This is a genomic window from Glycomyces tritici (assembly GCF_030403505.1).
Window position 1 is genome coordinate 931,109 of record NZ_JAUEMJ010000002.1, and the last position, 18,074, is coordinate 949,182.

16 protein-coding genes are annotated in these 18,074 nt (G+C 71.7%); 3 read left to right on the forward strand and 13 right to left on the reverse strand.

Annotated elements, in window-relative coordinates; genetic code table 11:
- Positions 1-29: 29 nt before the first annotated feature.
- The 7 genes from QWI33_RS09550 to hppD form a co-directional block, all read right to left on the reverse strand.
- Positions 30-404, reverse strand: a complete 375-nt coding sequence (locus QWI33_RS09550) for a DUF1801 domain-containing protein (protein ID WP_289957017.1) — start codon at positions 402-404, stop codon at positions 30-32.
- Between the two features lie 80 nt (positions 405-484).
- Positions 485-2,023, reverse strand: a complete 1,539-nt coding sequence (gene hutH, locus QWI33_RS09555; RefSeq protein WP_289957018.1) for a histidine ammonia-lyase — start codon at positions 2,021-2,023, stop codon at positions 485-487.
- 9 nt (positions 2,024-2,032) lie between these two features.
- A complete protein-coding gene (gene hutI, locus QWI33_RS09560) occupies positions 2,033-3,193 on the reverse strand; it encodes an imidazolonepropionase (protein WP_289957019.1) in 1,161 nt (386 codons plus the stop codon).
- 220 nt (positions 3,194-3,413) lie between these two features.
- A complete protein-coding gene (locus tag QWI33_RS09565; RefSeq protein WP_289957020.1) occupies positions 3,414-4,709 on the reverse strand; it encodes a formimidoylglutamate deiminase in 1,296 nt (431 codons plus the stop codon).
- The gene (locus tag QWI33_RS09570; protein WP_289957021.1) at positions 4,703-5,938 is read right to left on the reverse strand and encodes an allantoate amidohydrolase; all 1,236 of its coding nucleotides are present in this window, start codon (positions 5,936-5,938) and stop codon (positions 4,703-4,705) included. The genes QWI33_RS09565 and QWI33_RS09570 overlap by 7 nt, the downstream gene beginning before the upstream one ends.
- Before the next feature lie 44 nt (positions 5,939-5,982).
- Positions 5,983-7,620 carry a urocanate hydratase gene (hutU, locus tag QWI33_RS09575; protein ID WP_353895413.1) on the reverse strand — a complete coding sequence of 546 codons (1,638 nt, stop codon included), beginning with the start codon at positions 7,618-7,620 and terminating at the stop codon, positions 5,983-5,985.
- Positions 7,621-7,649: 29 nt separating this feature from the next.
- The gene (gene hppD / locus QWI33_RS09580) at positions 7,650-8,813 is read right to left on the reverse strand and encodes a 4-hydroxyphenylpyruvate dioxygenase (RefSeq protein ID WP_353895444.1); all 1,164 of its coding nucleotides are present in this window, start codon (positions 8,811-8,813) and stop codon (positions 7,650-7,652) included.
- A gap of 162 nt (positions 8,814-8,975) precedes the next feature.
- On the opposite strand from hppD, the gene QWI33_RS09585 reads away from it, so the two are divergent.
- Positions 8,976-9,509 carry an Lrp/AsnC family transcriptional regulator gene (locus QWI33_RS09585; RefSeq protein WP_289957024.1) on the forward strand — a complete coding sequence of 178 codons (534 nt, stop codon included), beginning with the start codon at positions 8,976-8,978 and terminating at the stop codon, positions 9,507-9,509.
- Positions 9,510-9,629: 120 nt separating this feature from the next.
- On the opposite strand, the gene fahA is transcribed toward QWI33_RS09585, so the two are convergent.
- Together fahA and QWI33_RS09595 are read right to left on the reverse strand one after the other, a co-directional pair.
- Complete coding sequence (gene fahA, locus QWI33_RS09590) at positions 9,630-10,853, reverse strand: fumarylacetoacetase (protein WP_289957025.1); 1,224 nt, start codon at positions 10,851-10,853, stop codon at positions 9,630-9,632.
- Positions 10,850-11,656, reverse strand: coding sequence for a hypothetical protein (locus QWI33_RS09595; RefSeq protein ID WP_289957026.1), 807 nt, complete (start codon positions 11,654-11,656; stop codon positions 10,850-10,852). The genes fahA and QWI33_RS09595 overlap by 4 nt, the downstream gene beginning before the upstream one ends.
- A gap of 190 nt (positions 11,657-11,846) precedes the next feature.
- Here QWI33_RS09595 and QWI33_RS09600 point away from each other — a divergent pair, with 190 nt between their 5' ends.
- Complete coding sequence (locus QWI33_RS09600) at positions 11,847-13,031, forward strand: homogentisate 1,2-dioxygenase (protein WP_289957027.1); 1,185 nt, start codon at positions 11,847-11,849, stop codon at positions 13,029-13,031.
- Between the two features lie 51 nt (positions 13,032-13,082).
- Here QWI33_RS09600 and QWI33_RS09605 read toward each other — a convergent pair whose 3' ends face one another.
- The 4 genes from QWI33_RS09605 to QWI33_RS09620 all read right to left on the reverse strand — a co-directional run bounded on the left by QWI33_RS09605 (position 13,083) and on the right by QWI33_RS09620 (position 17,204).
- Complete coding sequence (locus QWI33_RS09605; protein WP_289957028.1) at positions 13,083-14,297, reverse strand: MFS transporter; 1,215 nt, start codon at positions 14,295-14,297, stop codon at positions 13,083-13,085.
- A gap of 91 nt (positions 14,298-14,388) precedes the next feature.
- Positions 14,389-14,913 (reverse strand): NUDIX hydrolase, encoded by a 525-nt coding sequence (locus QWI33_RS09610; RefSeq protein ID WP_289957029.1) that lies wholly within the window; start codon positions 14,911-14,913, stop codon positions 14,389-14,391.
- Between the two features lie 41 nt (positions 14,914-14,954).
- Positions 14,955-15,890: an NADP-dependent oxidoreductase gene (locus QWI33_RS09615; protein ID WP_289957208.1), complete on the reverse strand. Its 936-nt coding sequence runs from the start codon at positions 15,888-15,890 to the stop codon at positions 14,955-14,957.
- Positions 15,891-15,998: 108 nt separating this feature from the next.
- Positions 15,999-17,204, reverse strand: a complete 1,206-nt coding sequence (locus QWI33_RS09620) for a DUF418 domain-containing protein (protein WP_289957030.1) — start codon at positions 17,202-17,204, stop codon at positions 15,999-16,001.
- A 127-nt stretch (positions 17,205-17,331) separates the two neighbouring features.
- On the opposite strand from QWI33_RS09620, the gene QWI33_RS09625 reads away from it, so the two are divergent.
- Positions 17,332-18,072 carry a TetR/AcrR family transcriptional regulator gene (locus QWI33_RS09625; RefSeq protein WP_289957031.1) on the forward strand — a complete coding sequence of 247 codons (741 nt, stop codon included), beginning with the start codon at positions 17,332-17,334 and terminating at the stop codon, positions 18,070-18,072.
- The last annotated feature ends 2 nt before the right edge of the window (positions 18,073-18,074 follow it).

Below are 18,074 nucleotides of genomic sequence, written 5' to 3' on the forward strand. Positions count from 1 at the left end.
AAGGCCCGCAATCACATCCGGGTCACCGTTCAGGCGGCGATCCAGCGCTTCACGAGGCCGCTGAGGGCCTGCTCGTTCGCGCGGGCGTCGGCGAGGTCCTTGAAGGCGACCACGGCCCGGTCGTTGGACCGCCACCGCATCAGGCCCGTGTCGTCGGCGAACTCGAAGGCGTCCTTCCGGACCGCGGCGCCGCGGTGGAAGACGAGCTGCACGTCCTTCGCCTTGAGGTTGAAGGTCACGCGGTCGACGCCGCCGTGGACGAAGCTGGGCGCGTTCCATTTGACGTGCTCGGTGATCCCCGGGTCGACGGCGAGGATCACCGCGCGCAGGTGCTCGACCGCGTCCTTGTGGGGGTGGTCGGCGCCCGCCATCAGCGCATCGACCTCGTCGTTCGGGCTCGTCATCGTCCGCACCCCGTTCTCGTCGTCGCCGCTGCGCGGCCGGTGGGCCGATGGTATCGGCGCGCACCGACACCTGGTGCTCGTCAGCGGAGCGGGCCCACCGCCGCTTCGATCTCGTCCTTGAGGGCCGGGCTTTCGAGGAGGTGTTTGACCTGCTCGATGACCGGGGCGAGGAAGTGGTCGGGGCCGGGCTTGCCCGCGATCGGGGCGACGGCGGCGATCGCGGCCCGCGCGGCCGGGCTGGGGATCAGGGGCTGGCGCAGTTGCAGGCCTTGGACTCCGGCGAGGAGCTCCACCGCGAGCAGGGTGCCCAGGTTGTCGATGACGGTGCGGAGCTTGCAGCCCGCGGCCCAGCCCATCGAGACGTGGTCCTCCTGCATGCCGGAGGTCGGCACCGAGTCGACCGAGGCCGGGGCGGCGAGCCTGCGGTTCTCGGCCACGATCCCGGCCGCGGTGTACTGCGCGATCATGAGCCCCGAGTTCACGCCCGGGTCCGGGCTGAGGAACGCCGGGAGGCCGCGCGAGCGCGTGACGTCCAGGAGGCGGTCGACGCGCCGTTCCGAGATCGAGCCGACGTCCGCTGCGGCGATGCCGAGGAAGTCGGCCGCGTAGCCGAGCGGGGCGCCGTGGAAGTTGCCGGTGGACTCGACGCGGCCGTCCGGGAGCACCACCGGGTTGTCGACGACCGAGCGCAGTTCCCGGGCGGCCACGGTCTCGGCGTAGGCGAGCACGTCGCGCGCGGCTCCGGCGACCTGCGGGGCGCAGCGCATGGAGTAGGCGTCCTGCACCGCGTGCGCGGTGTCGTTGCGGTGGGAGTCCATGACCTCGGAGTCCTGGAGCAGCCGGTGGATGTTGGCGGCGCTGTGCGCCTGGCCCGGTTGGGGGCGGATCTCGTGGAGTTCGGGCTGGAACGGGCGGTCCGAGCCGAGCATCGCCTCGTTCGAGAGCGCGGCGCACACGTCGGCCATGGCGAGCAGATGGCGCAGGTCCGCGACCGCGAGGATCAGCATGCCGAGCATCCCGTCGGTGCCGTTGATGAGCGCCAGGCCCTCCTTCGAGGACAACGTGATCGGCGTCAGGCCGGCGCGTTCCAGGACCGGGCCGGCGTCGAGGCGGGTGCCGTCGTCGGCGCGGACCCAGCCCTCACCGAGCAGCACCATCGCGCAGTGCGCCAACGGCGCGAGGTCGCCTGAGGCGCCGAGCGAGCCGTGCCGCGGGACCCACGGGGTGATGTCGGCGTTGAGCAGCGCGGCCAGGGCATCGGCGACCTCGGGGCGGACCCCGCTGAGGCCCATGGCGAGCGAGCGCAGGCGCAGGAGCATCATCGCTCGGACCACCTCGACGGGCATGGGGTCGCCGACGCCCGCCGCGTGCGAGCGGATCAGCGCGTGCTGGAGTTCGGCGCGGCGATCGGGCGCGACGAACGTGTTCGCGAGCGCGCCGAAACCGGTCGAGACGCCGTAGACGGGACGGCCTTCGCGTTCGATCGAGTCGACGATCGCGCGGCTGCGCGCCATGGCGTCGCGGGCCTCAGCGTCGATGACGACGCGGGCGCGGTCGCGGGCGACCGCGATGACCTCGCCGGGGGTGACCGGGACGGTCGTGATGTGGACTGCGGACATCGTTGCTCCTCAACTCACCGCGGTGCCGGCGCGGAAGACGGTGTCGATCAGGGGCGTCCCCGGCCGGTAGGCCAGGTGGACGTACGAGGGGGCGTCGAGGAGGACCAGGTCGGCGCGGGCGCCGACCTCGATCCGCCCGATGTCCTTGCGCCGCAATGCGTCGGCACCCGCGGCGGTGGCGGCCTCGAGCGCCTCGTCGGGGGTCATCCGCATCTCGCGGACGGCGAGGGCGATGCAGAACGCCATGCTGCTCGTGTACGAGGAGCCGGGGTTGCAGTCGGTCGCGAGCGCGACGCGGACGCCGGCGTCGAGGAGGCGGCGCGCGTCGGGATAGGGCGAACGGGTCGAGAACTCCGCGCCCGGCAGGAGGGTCGCGACGGTGTCGCCGCCCGCGAGGGCGTCCACATCGGAGTCGGTCAGGTGGGTGCAGTGGTCGGCGGAGGCCGCCCCGAGCTCGACGGCGAGCTGCACGCCGGGGCCGGCGGTGAGCTGGTTGGCGTGGACGCGCAGGCCCAGTCCTGCCGCGGCGCTCGCGGTGAGGACCGCGCGGGCCTGGTCCCCGTCGAAGGCGCCGCGCTCGCAAAAGACGTCCGCCCATTTGGCATGGGGCGCACAGGCTTCGAGCATGGGGCCCGCGGCGAGCGCGGTGTACTCGTCAGCGTCCGTCAAGGCGCCGTCGGCGCCCTCCGGAACGGTGTGCGCGCCGAGATAGGTGGTCTCGGTGGTGAACTCGCCGGCGATGCGCAGCGACCGGGCCTCGTCGTCGACGGTCAGGCCGTAGCCGGACTTGACCTCCACGGTGGTGGTGCCCTGGCGGAGCATCTCAGTGGTGAGGCGGGCGCAGGTCTCGCGCAGGCGGGCGTCACTGGCGGCGCGGGTGGCGGCCACGGTGGTGCGGATGCCGCCGCCGGTGTAGGGCTCGCCGGCCATGCGGGCGGCGAACTCGCCGCTGCGGTCGCCGGCGAAGACGAGGTGGGCGTGGCTGTCGACGAAGCCGGGGATCATGGCCTTGTCGCCGGCGTCGAAGTACTCGTCGGCGGCGGGCCGGTTGAGCCGGTGGCCGACCCAGGCGATGCGGCCGTCCTCGACGACGATCGCGGCGTCGTAGTGGATCGTGCCCTCGTCGTCGGCGCTGAAGAGTTCGCCGATGCCGTCGATCAACAGGCTCATCGCCGGTCCTTTCGGTGGGCGGCATGGACATTTCGAGGACGAACGTCGCCGGGTGGCGGGCAGGCCGGGGTGGTGCGGCCGGCCTGCGGTCGATCCGGCGCGGCGCGGCCCGCACGCGGGCCGTCCGGTGCGGAGCTGCGCGGTGACGGGCGATCCGGCGCGGGGCCGCGGGGCGGCTCGCCCGCTACAGCGTGCGAGCGGCGGGCCGATTGCGAGTCGGTCATGTCCACAGCCCCTTGACGGCGGCGGCCAGTTCGGCCCCCGCGTCGATGCGCAGATGCCTGCCGCCCGCGACGATGCGGCGGCCGTCCACGATCACGTCGCTGATGTCGGCGGCCGTGGCGGCGTAGACGACCCCGGAGGGATCGATTCCGGCGGTGCGCGGCGTCCGCAGGTCCACCGTCACCAGGTCGGCCCGCGCCCCGACCTCGATGCGGCCCGCGTCGGGCCAGCCGAGGCTGTCGTGCCTGGTCATCGCACCGAGGAGTTCGTCGGCGGTGAACCGGCCGCGCTCCTCGCTGACGAGCCGCTCGTGCATCTCCACCGCCCGCGCCTCCTCGAACATGTCCACAATGGCGTTGCTGTCGGTGCCGAGCGAGAGCCGCACGCCCGCTTCGGCGAGCGCCCGCGCCGGGCCGAGCCCGTCCGCGAGGTCGCGTTCGGTCGTGGGGCAGAAGCTCGCGGTCGTCCCCGAGCGGCGCAGCAGCTCGATGTCGTGCCCCGCCAGGTGCGTGGCGTGCACCGCCGTCAGGTCCGGGCCGAGGAGCCCGCAACGCTCGAGCAGTTCCGTTGGGCTGCAACCGTGCACGAGGCGGCACGACTCGTTCTCGGACCGCTGCTCGGAGAGGTGCACATGGACCGGGCGGCCCTCGGTCGAGCACGCGAACGCCGCGATCGCCTCGTCCGGCACCGCCCGCACCGAGTGCACCGCGGCGCCGATCACCGCGTGACCCGGCGGGTGGAGCTTCTCGACCCGGTCGAGCCAGGCCTCCAGGCTCCCGTCGCCGAAGCGCCGCTGCGCGCGCTCGAGCGGCAGGCCGAAACCGCCCGCGAGATAGAGGGTGTCGAGCAGCGTGATCCTGATGCCCGCATCGGCGGCGGCCTGCATCAGGGCCTCCCCCATGGCGTTCGGGTCCGCGTACGGCCGCCCGCCCGGCGAGTGGTGCAGGTAGTGGAACTCCCCCACCGTCGTGATCCCGGCCAGCGCCATCTCGGCGTAGACCCCGCGCGCCAGCCGGTAGTACGAGTCCGGGTCGAGGCGTTCGGCGAGGGCGTACATGCCGTCGCGCCACGTCCAGAAGGTGCCGGTACCGGCTTGCGTGCGACCGCGCAGCGCCCGGTGGAACGCGTGCGAATGCGCGTTCGCGAACCCCGGCATGGTCACGCCCGCAAGCACATCGCCGCGGCGCCTGTCGCCGGGCGTCACCTTGGTGATGCGCCCCTCCGCGACCTCGATCGCCACCGCGTCGGCCGGACCGCCCGGCAGCAGCGCGTGCTCGGCCCAGAAGGTCAGCACGCCAGGTCCCTCAGCACGGCCGCGAGCGCGTCCACGCCCGCCGCGCAGTCCTCGTCGCTCGCCGACTCGCCCGGGGCATGCGAGACCCCGGTCGGGTTGCGCACGAACAGCATCGCGGTCGGCACATGTGCGGACAGGACGCCCGCGTCATGGCCCGCCGCGGTCGGCAGGACCGGCGCACCGCCCAGGAGCGCGGCGATCCGGTCGCGCAGGGCCCCGTCGAACTCGACGATCGGCGACTCCGACTCCGGCACGATCTCGACCCTCGTGCCGTCACGGCCCGCCCGCTCGACCACTTTGGACTCGAAACCGGTGAGGATCTCGCCGAGCACCGCCTCATCGGGCGCCCGCGCGTCGAGCCAGGCGGTCACGGAAGCAGCGATCGCGTTGGTGGCGTTCGGCTCCACCTCGACCCGGCCGACCGTGGCGACGCCCCCGGCCAGCCGCGCCTCCTTGCGGGCGGCGAGGACCGCGAACGCGAAGGTCAGCATCGGGTCGCGCCGGTCGGGCAGGCGCGTGGTCCCGGCGTGGTCGGCCTCGCCGGTGAACGTGACGCGCCAGCGGCCGTGCGGCCAGATCGCGCTGGCGACGGCCACGGAGGACTCGCTGCCGTCCAGCGTGCGGCCCTGCTCGATGTGCAGCTCGATGAACGCGGCGAGGCGTTCGAGCCGTTCGGGGTCGGGCCCGAGGAGGTCCGGTTCGGCTCCGGCCGCGCTCATGGCCGCTTCGAGCGTGACCCCGTCAGGGTCGGTGAGCGCGCGGGCGCGGTCGGGGGCGATCACGCCGGCCATGAGGCGGGAGCCGAGGCAGGGGACGCCGAAGCGCCCGCCCTCTTCCTCGGTGAACGCGGCGATGCCGATGGGCCGCTTCGGGTTCGCCCCGTCCGCCCTGAGCCGGTCGACGGCGAGGAAGGCCGAGACGATGCCGAGCGGGCCGTCGTAGGCGCCGCCATGCGGGACGGAGTCGAAGTGGCTGCCGGTGAGCACTGCTTTGTGCGGATGCGGGGCTTCGGGATCGACCACGAGCTCCTTCTCCGGGTCCCACCAGGCGTAGAGGTTGCCGTTGCGGTCCTCCTCGTAGCGCAGGCCGCGCAGTTTGGACTGCGCGTGGAACCAGGTGCGCAGGTCCAGGTCGGCCTCGGTCCAGGAGAGGCGCACGTAGCCGCCCGAGTCGGCGCGGCCGATCGGCGCGATCTCATTCCACAGTCGACGAAATTCGCCCGCGTCCATGTCAATCCCCGTTCACAGTTGCAGCGCGGCAGCGCGGATGGGCCTCAGGACTCCTTGGCGGGCACGCGGACACCGTGGTCCTGCGCAACCCGCTCGGCCTCCTCGTATCCGGCGTCCACGTGGCGGATGACGCCCATGGCCGGGTCGTTGGCGAGCACCCGCGCGAGCTTCTCGGCCGCGAGCGGCGTACCGTCCGCGACCGTGACCTGCCCGGCGTGGAGGGACCGGCCGATGCCGACGCCTCCGCCGTGGTGGATCGACACCCAGCTCGCGCCCGACGCGGTGTTGACGAGGGCGTTGAGCAGGGGCCAGTCCGCGATCGCGTCCGACCCGTCCTTCATGCCCTCGGTCTCACGGTAAGGGCTGGCGACCGAGCCGCAGTCGAGGTGGTCCCGGCCGATCACGATGGGGGCCTTCAGGGTGCCGTCGGCGACCATCTCATTGAAGCGCACGCCCGCGACGTCCCGCTCCCCGTGCCCGAGCCAGCAGATCCGGGCCGGCAGGCCCTGGAACGCGACCCGCTCGCGGGCCAGCGAGATCCAGCGGTGCAGGCTGCGGTTCTCCGGGAACAGGTCGAGCACGGCCTGGTCGGTCGCCGCGATGTCGGCCGGGTCGCCCGAGAGCGCGGCCCACCGGAAGGGGCCCTTGCCTTCGCAGAACAGCGGCCGGATGTAGGCGGGCACGAACCCGGGGAACGCGAAGGCGCGCTTGAAGCCGCCTTCGAGGGCTTCGCCGCGGATCGAGTTGCCGTAGTCGAAGACCTCGGCGCCCGCGTCGAGGAAGCCGACCATGGCCTCCACGTGCTGGGCCATGGAGGCCCGGGCCTGCTCGGTGAAGCCTTCCGCGTCGGCCCGCGCGAGTTCGGCCGCCTCGGTGTAGTCCACCCCGGCGGGCACATAGGACAGAGGGTCGTGCGCGGAGGTCTGGTCGGTGACGATGTCGATCTCGACCCCGCGCCGCAGGAGCTCGGGGAAGACCTCGGCGGCGTTGCCGACCACGCCGATCGACGTCGCCTCGCCATTGCGCTTGGCGGCCATGGCCTGCGCGATCGCATCGTCCAGGTCGGCGGCGACCGTGTCGAGGTAGCGGGTCCGCACGCGCCGCTCCAGGCGCTCGGGGTCGACCTCGACGATCAGGCACACGCCGCCGTTCATCGTGACCGCGAGCGGCTGCGCCCCGCCCATGCCGCCGCAGCCGGCCGTCAGCGTGAGCGTCCCTTTGAGACTTCCGGCGAAGCGCCTCTCTGCGACGGCCGCGAACGTCTCGTAGGTGCCCTGCAGGATGCCCTGCGTGCCGATGTAGATCCACGACCCGGCCGTCATCTGCCCGTACATGGTCAGGCCGAGCGACTCAAGGCGCCGGAACTCGGGCCAAGTGGCCCAGTCGGGCACCAGGTTCGAGTTCGCGATGAGCACGCGCGGCGCCCACTCGTGGGTGCGCATGACGCCGACCGCGCGGCCGCTCTGCACCAGCAGCGTCTCGTCCGCCTCCAGGGTGAGGAGGGTCCGCAGGATCGCCTTCAGGTCGTCGCGGCTGCGCGCGGCCTTCCCGGTGCCGCCGTAGACCACCAGGTCCTCAGGGCGCTCGGCCACCGCGGGGTCGAGGTTGTTCTGGAGCATCCGGTACGCCGCCTCGGCCTGCCACGTCTTGCAGTGCAGGTCAGGGCCGTGTGGTGCGTGCATGTGTCCGCTCCCCGATCGTGCGGCCGCCATCAGAGGTTGCCGCGCTTGGCCTGCTCCTTCTCCAAGGCCTCGAACAGGGCCTTGAAGTTGCCCTTGCCGAAGCTGAGCGAGCCGTGCCGTTCAATGATCTCGTAGAACATTGTCGGCCGATCCTGTTGCGGCTTGGTGAAGATCTGGAGCATATAGCCGTCCTCGTCCCGGTCCACCAGGACGCGCCGCGCCTGCAGCTCCTCGATCGGCACCCGCACCTCGCCGATGCGTTCGCGCAGCTCAGGGTCCTCGTAGTAGGCGTCAGGGGCCTCCAGGAACTCGACGCCGCGCTCGCGCATGGCGTCGACGGCGGCGAGGATGTCGCTGGTGGCGAGCGCGATGTGCTGGACGCCGGGGCCGCCGTAGAACTCCAGGTACTCGTCGATCTGCGACTTCTTCTTGCCTTCGGCGGGCTCGTTGATCGGGAACTTGATCTTGCGGCTGCCGTTGGCGACGACCTTGCTCATCAGCGCCGAGTACTCGGTGGCGATCGCGTCGTCGACGAACTCGACGATGTTGGTGAAGCCCATGACCCGCTCGTAGTAGCGGACCCATTCGCGCATCTTGCCGAGCTCGACGTTGCCGACCACGTGGTCGATGGCCTGGAAGAAGCGCTTCTTCGGCGGCGCGACCATGGGCTCGGCGGCGACGAAGCCGGGCAGGAACGGGCCCTCGTAGTTCGACCGGTCGATGAGGACGTTCCGGGTCTCGCCGTAGGTGCCGATGACGGCGCGGCGGACGGTGCCGTGCTCGTCCGTGAGGTCGTGCGGCTCCTCGATCGCGATGGCGCCCTGCTCGATCGCGTGCTTGTAGTTGGCGTCCACATCGGGCACTTCGAGCGCGACTTCGATGACGCCGTCGCCGTGGGCCGCGTAGTGCCTCGTCGCCTCGGCGTCGGCGGTGATGCCGCCGGCGAGGACGAAGACGACGCCGCCGGACTTGAGCGCGAACTCGGCGTGGTCGCGGTAGCCCTGCTCGGGGCCGCGGTAGGCGAACAGGGTCATGCCGAAGGCGGTGGAGTAGTAGTGGGCGGCCTGGCGGGCGTTGCCGACGTAGTAGCGGACGTGGTCCCAGCCCTTGATCGGGAAGGCGTCTTCGCGGATGTCGTGCGCTACGGCGCCGACAAGATCGGCATCACTGGGGCGGTTGGCAGTGTCGACCATGGCGGCCTCCTCGTCCTCAGAGTTCATTTCCGGCTCGCGAGCGTTGCCGGGGCGGGCGGTCGTCTTGATCATTGTTCAGATTCTGGGACAGGGCAAGCAGTCGTCAAAATATTGGTCATCTTGTGCAGATGTATCAATAAGAGCGCGCTTACACTGGTCAATATGACCACAGAAGCGGGAATCGATGCACTCGATGCCAGGCTCATCGAACTCCTCGAGGCCGAACCGCGCATCGGCGTGCTGGAGTGCTCGCGGCGGCTCGGGGTGGCGCGCGGGACGGTGCAGGCGCGGCTCGACAAGCTGACGCAGCGAGCGGTGGTCCGCGACTTCGGGCCGCGGGTCGAGCCCGCGGCCCTCGGCTATCCGGTGACGGCGTTCGTGACGCTGGAGCTGCGGCAGGCGGTCGGGCACGAGCACATGGCGCAGCGGCTCGGGAAGATCCCCGAAGTCCTCGAGGCGCATACGGTCACGGGCCAGGGCGACATGCTGTGCCGGATCGTGGCACGCACCAACGCCGAGCTGCAGGGCGTGATCGACCGCGTGCTGGCGAGCGAAGGGGTCCAGCGCGCCACGACCGTGATCGCCCTGGCCGAGCAGATCCCGTACCGGACCCTCCCGCTCGTCAAGCAGGCCGCGAACGAACCGGCCCGCCAGAACGCCGCGCGACCGACCGGACCGGCTTACTCGAAAGAGTGACATTCTGGCGGGCAAGCCGTTTCCGGTCCGATTCCTGTCGGACCCGCCCGCGAGACTCGCCGTGAGCCTTCCTTCCCCTCTTGGGAGGGTGGGGGCTCGTGGATGGCCATTCGCGGGGCCTCACGATTTCGCAGGCACGATCGTCCCGCTCACCTCGCCCAGGCCGATCTCGCCGCCGTTCACGCCGCGCGCGGTCGCGCTGATGACGACCGTGTCGCCGTCTTCGAGGAACTGCCGGTCCTCGCTCTCGCCGACCGTGACCGGCTCCTTTCCGCCCCAGGTCAGCTCCAGGAACGAGCCGCGCTGACCGGCCTCCGGCCCGGAGACCGTGCCGGAGGCGAACAGGTCGCCGGTGCGCAGTGAGGCGCCGTTCACCGTCATGTGCGCGAGCATCTGCGCCGGGGTCCAGTACATGCCCGCGAACGGCGGCCGCGAGACCTCGGTCCCGTTCCAGCGCACCGACATCTGGAGGTCGTAGCCGAACCGCTCGGCCTCCTGCAGGTAGGCGAGCGGGGCCGGGTCCTGGACGGGCGCGGCCGTCTTCGCCCCGGCCAGCGCGTCGAGCGGGGTCACCCAGTGCCCGATCGAGGTGGCGAAGGACTTGCCGAGGAACGGCCCGAGCGGGACGTACTCCCAGGCCTGGATGTCGCGCGCGGACCAGTCGTTGACGAGGACCGCGCCGAACACGTGCTCGGCGAAGTCGTCCGCGCCGACCGGGGTGCCGAGGTCGGAGCCGACGCCGACGACGAAGCCGACCTCGGTCTCGATGTCGAGGCGCGCGCTCGGCCCGAACTCGATGGCGGCGTCCTTGGATCTGCGCTGGCCGCACGGCCGCACGATCGGGGTGCCCGAGGGGACGACGGTGCCGGCGCGGCCGTGGTAGCCGACCGGGAGGTGCTTCCAGTTGGGCAGCAAGGGCTCCGAGTCGGGTCGGAAGAGCCGGCCGAGGTTCGTGGCGTGGTCCTCGGAGGCGTAGAAGTCCACATAGTCCGCTACCGCGAACGGCAGGTGCATGTGCGCCTTGGCGACCGGGGTGAGGAGGGTCGCGGACTGGTCCTGGTAGCGGCGGTCGCTCAGGAGCTCGGTGAGCTGGTGGCGCACGAGGCGCCACGCGGGCGGGCCCATGGCCATGAAGCCGTTGAGGTCGTGCTCGTGGAACGCGGGCCGGATCCAGGGCAGGAAGAACGTCCCGGTGGCGAGTCCGCGCAGGTCGAGCACCTGGTCGCCGATGCGCACGCCGATGCGCGCGGCGGGGTCCTTCGTGGTGGAGAAGACGCCGTACGGGAGGTGGTCGAGGCCGAACGGGCCCGCGTCGGCCCCTTCGACCCAGCTGGTGGCGGTCATGCGCGGTCCCCTCGGTGCAAGAGGTCGAGTTCGGTGAGGTCGTGGAGCGGTTCGTCGATGCTGCAGGAGCCGTACCCGGTCCACAGGGCGCGGGGGCGGTCGAGGACGCGGCGGGCGCGGGCGGCGAGGTCGGCGGCGTCGGTGCTGGCGAGCGTCGCGGTGAGGTCGTCGGTGCGGGCGCCCTCGAATGCGTCGGCGGCGGCGACCAGGACGTTGAGGAATCCGTGGTGGTCGAACCCGGTGGCGGGGTCGCGGTGGCGCACGGCCTGGTGGAGTCCGGCGGTGAGCTTGAACCGGAGTCCGCGCAGGCGGCAGCCGCTGATGGCGGCGGCGAGGGTCTCGGGCGCTGGGAAGAACTCGGCGGCGAGGCCGCCGGTGCGGAACTTCGGGGTGAACCCGGTGGACCGCACGGCGTCGAGGGCGTCGTCGCCGAACGGCAGCTCGGCGAAGACCGGCTCGCCCCAGGAGGGCGCGAACGCCATGAGGTGGTCGAGGGCGTGCCGGGACTCGTAGTGCACGACGGTGACCTGGGGCGGGAGTGCGGCGACGTCGCCGGTGACCTGTTCGAGGTCGCCGTCGACGATGACGCCGATGCGCATCTCGCCCCGCCCGGGGTTGAGTTCGCGGCCGAGTTCGGCGAGGCGCGACTGGGGTACCAGCAGCGGTCCGACCATGGCCTCGTACCAGGACTGGCGGTACCCGCGGTGGGCGGGGACGGCCGCTTGCATGGGCGCGTTTCCTGGTGGGAAGAGCGCCGCGTCGTCGATCAGGCCCCGCAGCATCGCGGGTATCGGTCCAACCATGGTGCAGAGCCTAGGCGGTGCGCGCGGCCCGGGTCCAGCGCTCCGCGCAGCCGGTGCGCGAATGGGCCCGGTCCGCGCGCGGGTGCGCGCGGACCTCTCGAAATCGAACGGCCGGAAGGTTATCCTCAGGGCATAACCGCCGCGGGGCGGGCGTCACCCTCGCCCGCACGCGCACGACAAAGGAGTCGACGTGCCGTTCTACCGTTCCGTCGGGCAGATCCCCGACAAGCGACACACGCAGTTCCGCCAGGACGACGGGAGCCTGTACGCCGAGGAGCTGATGGGCCAGGAGGGCTTCTCCTCGGACTCCTCGCTCCTCTACCACCGCTTCCGGCCGACCGCGATCTCCTCCAGCACCGAGCACCGGCCCGAGCGGGCCGAGCCGGTCGCGAATCACCCCCTCAAGCCCCGCCACTTCCGCACCCACAAGCTCAACGGCGGATCGGGCGACGCGATCTTCGGCCGCAACCACCTCTTGTCCAATGCGGACTGCCGCATCTCGTACGCGGTGGCCGACAAGCCTTCACCGTTGTACCGCAACGCGATCGGCGACGAGTGCATCTACGTCGAGTCCGGCGAGGCGCGCGTCGAGACCTCCTTCGGGGCGATCGACATCGGCCAGGGCGACTACCTGATCATGCCCATGTCGACGATCTACCGGGTCGTGCCGAAGGGCCCCGAGGCCCTCCGCACCCTGGTGGTCGAGTCGACGGGCCACATCACCCCGCCGAAGCGCTACCTCTCGGTGCGGGGCCAGTTCCTGGAGCACAGCCCGTACTGCGAGCGCGACCTGCGCAGCCCCGAGGAGCCCCTCCTCGTGGACGGGGAGGACGTGGACGTGTACGTCCAGCACCGGGGCCGCGGCAGCGCGACGCTCTGGACCAAGTTCACGTACGCCCACCACCCGTTCGACGTCGTCGGCTGGGACGGGTGCCTCTACCCGTGGGTGTTCTCGATCCACGACTTCGAGCCGATCACCGGCCGCATCCACCAGCCGCCGCCCGCGCACCAGGTCTTCCAGGGCCCGAACTTCGTCATCTGCAACTTCGTGCCGCGCAAAGTGGACTACCACCCGGACGCGATCCCGGTGCCGTACAACCACCACAATGTGGACTCCGACGAGGTGATGTTCTACTGCGGCGGCAACTACGAGGCCCGCCGCGGCTCCGGCATCGAGCAGGGCTCGATCTCCCTGCACCCCTCGGGTTTCACGCACGGCCCGCAGCCGGGGGCCGCCGAGCGCTCCATCGGCGCCGACCACTTCGACGAGCTCGCCGTCATGGTCGACACCTTCCGACCCCTCGAGCTCTGCGAACCCGCGCTCGACGTGGAGGACAGCGACTACGCCTGGACCTGGAACCGCGACGCGGTCTGACCTGTTGCGACGGTCGGCTCGCCTGCGCAGGGGAGCCGACCGGCCGCGCGGTCACCGCCTCGGTTCGGGCCAGGCCGCGCGCTTCGCTCCGTGCGCGTAGACGACCAGGGCCGCGAGCACGGCGACGCCGCCGCCGAGCGCCATGATCGTCGCAGGCGAGGAGCGGTCGACGACGAACCCTCCGGCGAGCGCCCCGATGGCGATGGTGGCCTGGAACGACGCCGTGAACAGCACCGACGAGGCCTCAATGGACTGCGGAGCGGCCTTGGCGAACCAGGTCTGCGAGCAGACCGGCACGCCGCCGTACGCGACGCCCCAGAGCGTGAGGAGCACGATCGCTCCGGGCAGGTCGCGGCCGAATACGGGCAGCAGCAGCGTGCTCGCCGCGATCGCGGCCGCCACGGCCGCGAACACGACCCGCGGATACCGGGACACGACGGCGCCGCACAGGAAGTTGCCGAGCATCCCGGCCGCGCCGTAGACGAGCAGGACCGCGGTGACGGTGGCCGGACCCGCCCCGGTCACGTCCTCTAGGAACGGCGTGACGTACGTGTAGGCGCCGAAGTGCGCGACCACGATGAGGAACGTCAGCACCAGCGCGTATCGCGTACCGGTGCCGCGAAGCAGGCCCCCCAGCTCGGACATGCGCGTCGGCCGCACGGGCGGCAGCTTCGGAACGGTGAGGATGAGCGCCGCGAGCACTGCGGTGCTCAAGGCGCCCATGACGACGAACGCGGTGCGCCAGCCCGCGGCCTCGCCGATGAAGGTGCCCGCCGGGACCCCGAGCACCGACCCGAGCGGCACCGCGGAGAAGATCACCGCCGTCGCCCGGCCGACCGACGCGGGCGGCACGAGCCGGCCGGCGAGGCCGGCCCCGATCGACCAGAAGCCGCCGATGGTCACGCCGACGAGCACCCTGGAGAGGAGCAGCAGCCAGTAGTCCGTGGCCGCAGCGGCGACGAAGTTGGCGACCGCCAGCAGCAGGATGAGGACGCACAGCATCGCCCGCCGATCGAAGCGCGCCGTCGTGACGGTCACCAGCGGGGCGGCGACCGCGGCCAGGAGCCCCGGCATGGTCATCATCAGCCCGGCCATGCCGTCCGAGATCGCGAAGCTCGCGCCGATGGAGGTCAGCAGGCCGATCGGCAGGATCTCGGTGGTGACGATGGCGAAGATGCCCATCGCCACCGCGACCACCGCGGCCCACGGGGTGCGGCGGCGGGCCGCCGGCTCGGTCGTCGTGCGGGTCGGGGCGGTGGCGTGCATGATGCTGCGTCCTGTCCTGGCGGCTGGAAGTGCGTGCGTTCCAGCTCATCAGGCGGCGCAGCGGGTTGCTGGCAGGATTGCGACGTCAACCCTAGTAGAGGCGAGCGGCCAGGTCCTCGCTGTCGAGGTCGGTGGTGGGACGCCACTCGGCGGCGTGGACCTCTTCGAGCCGCGGGGTGAGCTCGGGGTCGTCGCAGTCGAAGCGGTAGCGGATGTCGTAATGCCAGTGGGCGCCTTCGGCTTTGCGCGGGTTGGCGGGGATCGCGTGCACGTCGATGTGGATCGGGACCGGGTCGGCGAGCGTGAGCGCCGCCGGATCGATCCCCGTCTCCTCCACCGCCTCCCGCAACGCGGCCAGGGGCAGGGACTCGTCGGACGGTTCGACGTGGCCGCCCGGCTGGAGCCAGCGGTCGAGGCTCTTGTGGTGGATGAGCAGGACCTCGCCGGCGCGGTTGACGAGGATCGCCGAGGCCGTGACGTGGCCGGGCACGGTCGAGCGCTCGAACGCCTCCGAGCCGTTGAGGGCGAGGATCGGCGCTACGGCCTCGAAGTCCTCAGGCCAGCGGACCAGGTAAGCGGAGAGCTGGTCTTTGAGATGCGCGATGGAGATGGGCACCGCCGTATTCTGCCAGCGCCCGAATACGGCGGTGCCCCTGGCTAGTCGACGGTGAGCACGATCTTGCCGATCGCGCCGCCCGACTCCATCGCCTCGTGGGCCTTGACGAAGTCCTCGAGCGGGAACGTCTGGGAGACATGGACCTTGAGCTTGCCTTCGTCGGCGAGGGCCGCGAGCGCCTTGAGGCCGATCTCGTCGGGTTCGACGAGCATGAAGTCGGTGCGGATGCCGCGCGCGACCGCCTCGGGGAACTCGGCGTCGCGCAGCGAGTAGTAGAGCTGGGCGAGCACGCCGCCGTCGCGGATCACCGACACCGAGCGCGCGGCGTAGTCGCCGGCCAGGGTCGTGAGGGCCACGTCGACGTCCGCGACGGCCTCGGTGAAGTCGACCGCGCGGTAGTCGATGACCTCGTCGGCGCCGAGGGCGCGCACGAAGTCGTGCTTGCCGGCGCTGGCGGTGGCGATGACATGGGCGCCGCGGGCCTTGGCGATCTGCACGGCGAGGTGGCCGATGCCGCCGGCGGCCGCGTGGATGAGCACGGACTGGCCGGCCGCGAGACCGGCATTGTCCACCAGGGCCTGCCAGGCGGTGAGGCCGCACAGCGGGAGCCCGGCGGCCTCCAGGTGCGAGAGCGCGGCGGGCTTGCGAGCGAACTGGCGGCTCGGGGCGGTCACGAACTCGGCGTGCGTCCCGGCCTGGTGGGGGAAGCGGGGCATCCCGAAGACCTCGTCGCCGGGCTTGAAGCGGGTGACGCCGATGCCGACCTTCTCGACGACGCCGGAGACGTCCCAGCCGAGGATGAACGGCGGCTGTCCGATGTAGAGCCCGATTTCGCGGGCCGCCGGGTCGACCGGGTTGACGCCGGCCGCGCGAACGCGGACCTGGATCTCGCCGTAGTACGGCTCGGGCCGCTCGACCTCCTTGAGCGCCAACACCTCCGGTCCGCCGAGGGCGGTCTGCGTCACGGCGCGCATCATCTCGGGCACTGCGGGGTCCTCGTCTCTCTGGCGTTCGCGGTCAATGCTCGATTCTAGGCGGGCGCACGCTGGGGCCCGCCGAGCGGCGGGCCCCGGGCGGTGCGGTACTCAGCGCTTGCGGCCGTACGTGAGTCGCCGCAGCAGCGTCTCTGCCGGGCCGCGGTAGCCGCGGCGGTGGGCCAGGTAGGCGGCCCACACGGTCAGCACCCAGACGGCGAGCGCGCTGACCTGCGAGACCAGGAGCGGGCTGCCGACCCGGTCGTCCAGGCCGAGGAGGAACGGCGTCGCCAGGACCAGCCAGGCCACGGACTGGAACAGGTAGCCGCTCAGCGACCGCTGCCCCAGGGCGCTCACCGCGGTCACCAGGGTGCCGGCGGGCTTGCGGGTGAGGACGTGGGCGAGGAGGCCGAAGATCGCCGCGTACCCGATGCCGCCGAAGAAGCCCGAGGTCTCGTACAGGAGCTTCATCGACGCGGCGGTGCCCTCATCGGCGTTGATGAAACCGCCGCTGAGCAGCGCCATCGGCATCCCGGCGGCGACGGCGACCGTGAGGCCGCCGACCGCGGTCCAGCGCAGCAGCGGCAGGTGCCGCTCGGGCTCTTCGAGGAAGCGGCGGCGGCCCGCCCAGGCGCCGACCCAGACCATGAGGATCATCGGCAGCAGGGTCAGGGTGTGCACCGGCCACTCGGCGAGGCGCTCGGCGATCGAGGCGAGGTACGAGGGCGCTTCGACGGAGGGGAACGGCGACACGGGGATCGCGGCGCCGCCGGTCTGGAAGCCGGTCGCCAGCATGGCGGCGAGGACGAGGACGTAGAGGCCGCCGACGGCGAGGTACCAGGGCGCGAAGCGGTAGACCTTGTCCGTGCGCTGCAGCAGCAGGAGCGTGAAGACCACGCCGATGAGCCCGTACGCGCCGAGGAAGTCGCCCGAGTAGAGCAGCACGCCGTGGGCGATGCCGAAGAGGAACAGCCATCCGTTGCGCCGCAGCAGGACCCGCCGCACCTGGCCGGGGGTCGCGCCCGCTTGCGCCTGGCGGCGGGCGAGCTGGACGAGGCCGTAGCCGAACATGATCGCGAACAGCGGGAAGGCCCGCGCGTGGATGAACTCGACCATGAAGAAGTTGTAGAAGCGCTCGAAGCCGTGCGGGTCGGTCTCGACGCCGGGTGCGCTGGCGAGGAAGTAGCCGGCGCTGTTGGCGAGCGCGATGAACAGGAGCATCGCGCCGCGGGCGAGGTCGGGCGCGAGGGCCCGTTCGGTGGGGCGCACGGGGCCGCGGCGGATGCGCGGTTCGGCGAGGGCGGTCTGAGCGGTCATGTCGATCCTTCGGGGGTTCTCGGTCGAACAATTAATATCCTTGGGATACTATCCTAGAGATATTAATAACATGTGCAATGATGCTCCCGCAAGGGGGGCTACGAAGGGGCGGAGGTGACCGCAGCGCATGGACGAGGCGGCAGTGCCGGATGAGCTGGCGAGACTGTGGCGGATCGCAACGGAGTCCCGCCTCGGGCGGCCCGCGAAACTCGACGTCGGACAGGTCGTGGACGCAGCCGTGGCGCTGGCCGACCGCGAGGGCCTCGCGGCGGCGACGCTGCCGAAGGTCGCCGAGTCCCTCGGCGTCACGAAGATGTCGCTCTACCGCCACGTCGGATCCAAGGACGAGCTGCTGGCCCTCATGCAGGACGCCGCAGCCGGGCCAGTGCCCTCCTCATTGGACGGCACCGGACCGTGGCGTGAGCGGTTGCGGCTGTGGGCGTACGAGCAGCGCGCCTTCCTCGCCCGACACCCGTGGATCGCGACGGCGCCCGTCTCCGGGCCGCCGCGCGGCCCGAACCTCATCGGATGGTTCGACGCCGGGCTGCGCACGCTGCGGCCCACCGGACTCGACTGGGGCGCGAAGGTCGGCGTGGTCATGCTCGTCGGCGAGTACGTGCGCGGCAACGCCCAACTGACGCAAGGACTCGAGGCCTCGCGCTCCGAGACGGGCGAGGATCAGGCGGCGGCCGAGCAGGCCTACGGCCGCGCGATGGCGGCCCTGGTCTCCGCCGAGCGCTTCCCGGACGCGGCGGCGCTGTTCGCCTCAGCGACGTTCGAGGACACCGGCCCTGATACCGCCCAGGACGACTTCGACTTCGGCCTGGACCTCATCCTCGACGGCGTCGCCGCCGCGGTCGAGGGCTAGCG

Excerpts from the sequence above, each read along its gene's own strand:
- QWI33_RS09550 (WP_289957017.1), bottom strand. The coding sequence starts at position 404 with ATGACGAGCCCGAACGACGAGGTCGATGCGCTGATGGCGGGCGCCGAC.
- QWI33_RS09595 (WP_289957026.1), bottom strand. The coding sequence starts at position 11,656 with ATGGTTGGACCGATACCCGCGATGCTGCGGGGCCTGATCGACGACGCG.
- QWI33_RS09605 (WP_289957028.1), bottom strand. The coding sequence starts at position 14,297 with ATGCACGCCACCGCCCCGACCCGCACGACGACCGAGCCGGCGGCCCGC.
- QWI33_RS09615 (WP_289957208.1), bottom strand. The coding sequence starts at position 15,890 with ATGATGCGCGCCGTGACGCAGACCGCCCTCGGCGGACCGGAGGTGTTG.
- QWI33_RS09625 (WP_289957031.1), top strand. The coding sequence starts at position 17,332 with ATGGACGAGGCGGCAGTGCCGGATGAGCTGGCGAGACTGTGGCGGATC.
- hutH (WP_289957018.1), bottom strand. The coding sequence starts at position 2,023 with ATGTCCGCAGTCCACATCACGACCGTCCCGGTCACCCCCGGCGAGGTC.
- hutI (WP_289957019.1), bottom strand. The coding sequence starts at position 3,193 with ATGAGCCTGTTGATCGACGGCATCGGCGAACTCTTCAGCGCCGACGAC.
- hppD (WP_353895444.1), bottom strand. The coding sequence starts at position 8,813 with ATGGTCGACACTGCCAACCGCCCCAGTGATGCCGATCTTGTCGGCGCC.
- QWI33_RS09620 (WP_289957030.1), bottom strand. The coding sequence starts at position 17,204 with ATGACCGCTCAGACCGCCCTCGCCGAACCGCGCATCCGCCGCGGCCCC.
- hutU (WP_353895413.1), bottom strand. The coding sequence starts at position 7,620 with ATGCACGCACCACACGGCCCTGACCTGCACTGCAAGACGTGGCAGGCC.
- QWI33_RS09570 (WP_289957021.1), bottom strand. The coding sequence starts at position 5,938 with ATGGACGCGGGCGAATTTCGTCGACTGTGGAATGAGATCGCGCCGATC.
- fahA (WP_289957025.1), bottom strand. The coding sequence starts at position 10,853 with ATGACCGCCACCAGCTGGGTCGAAGGGGCCGACGCGGGCCCGTTCGGC.
- QWI33_RS09585 (WP_289957024.1), top strand. The coding sequence starts at position 8,976 with ATGACCACAGAAGCGGGAATCGATGCACTCGATGCCAGGCTCATCGAA.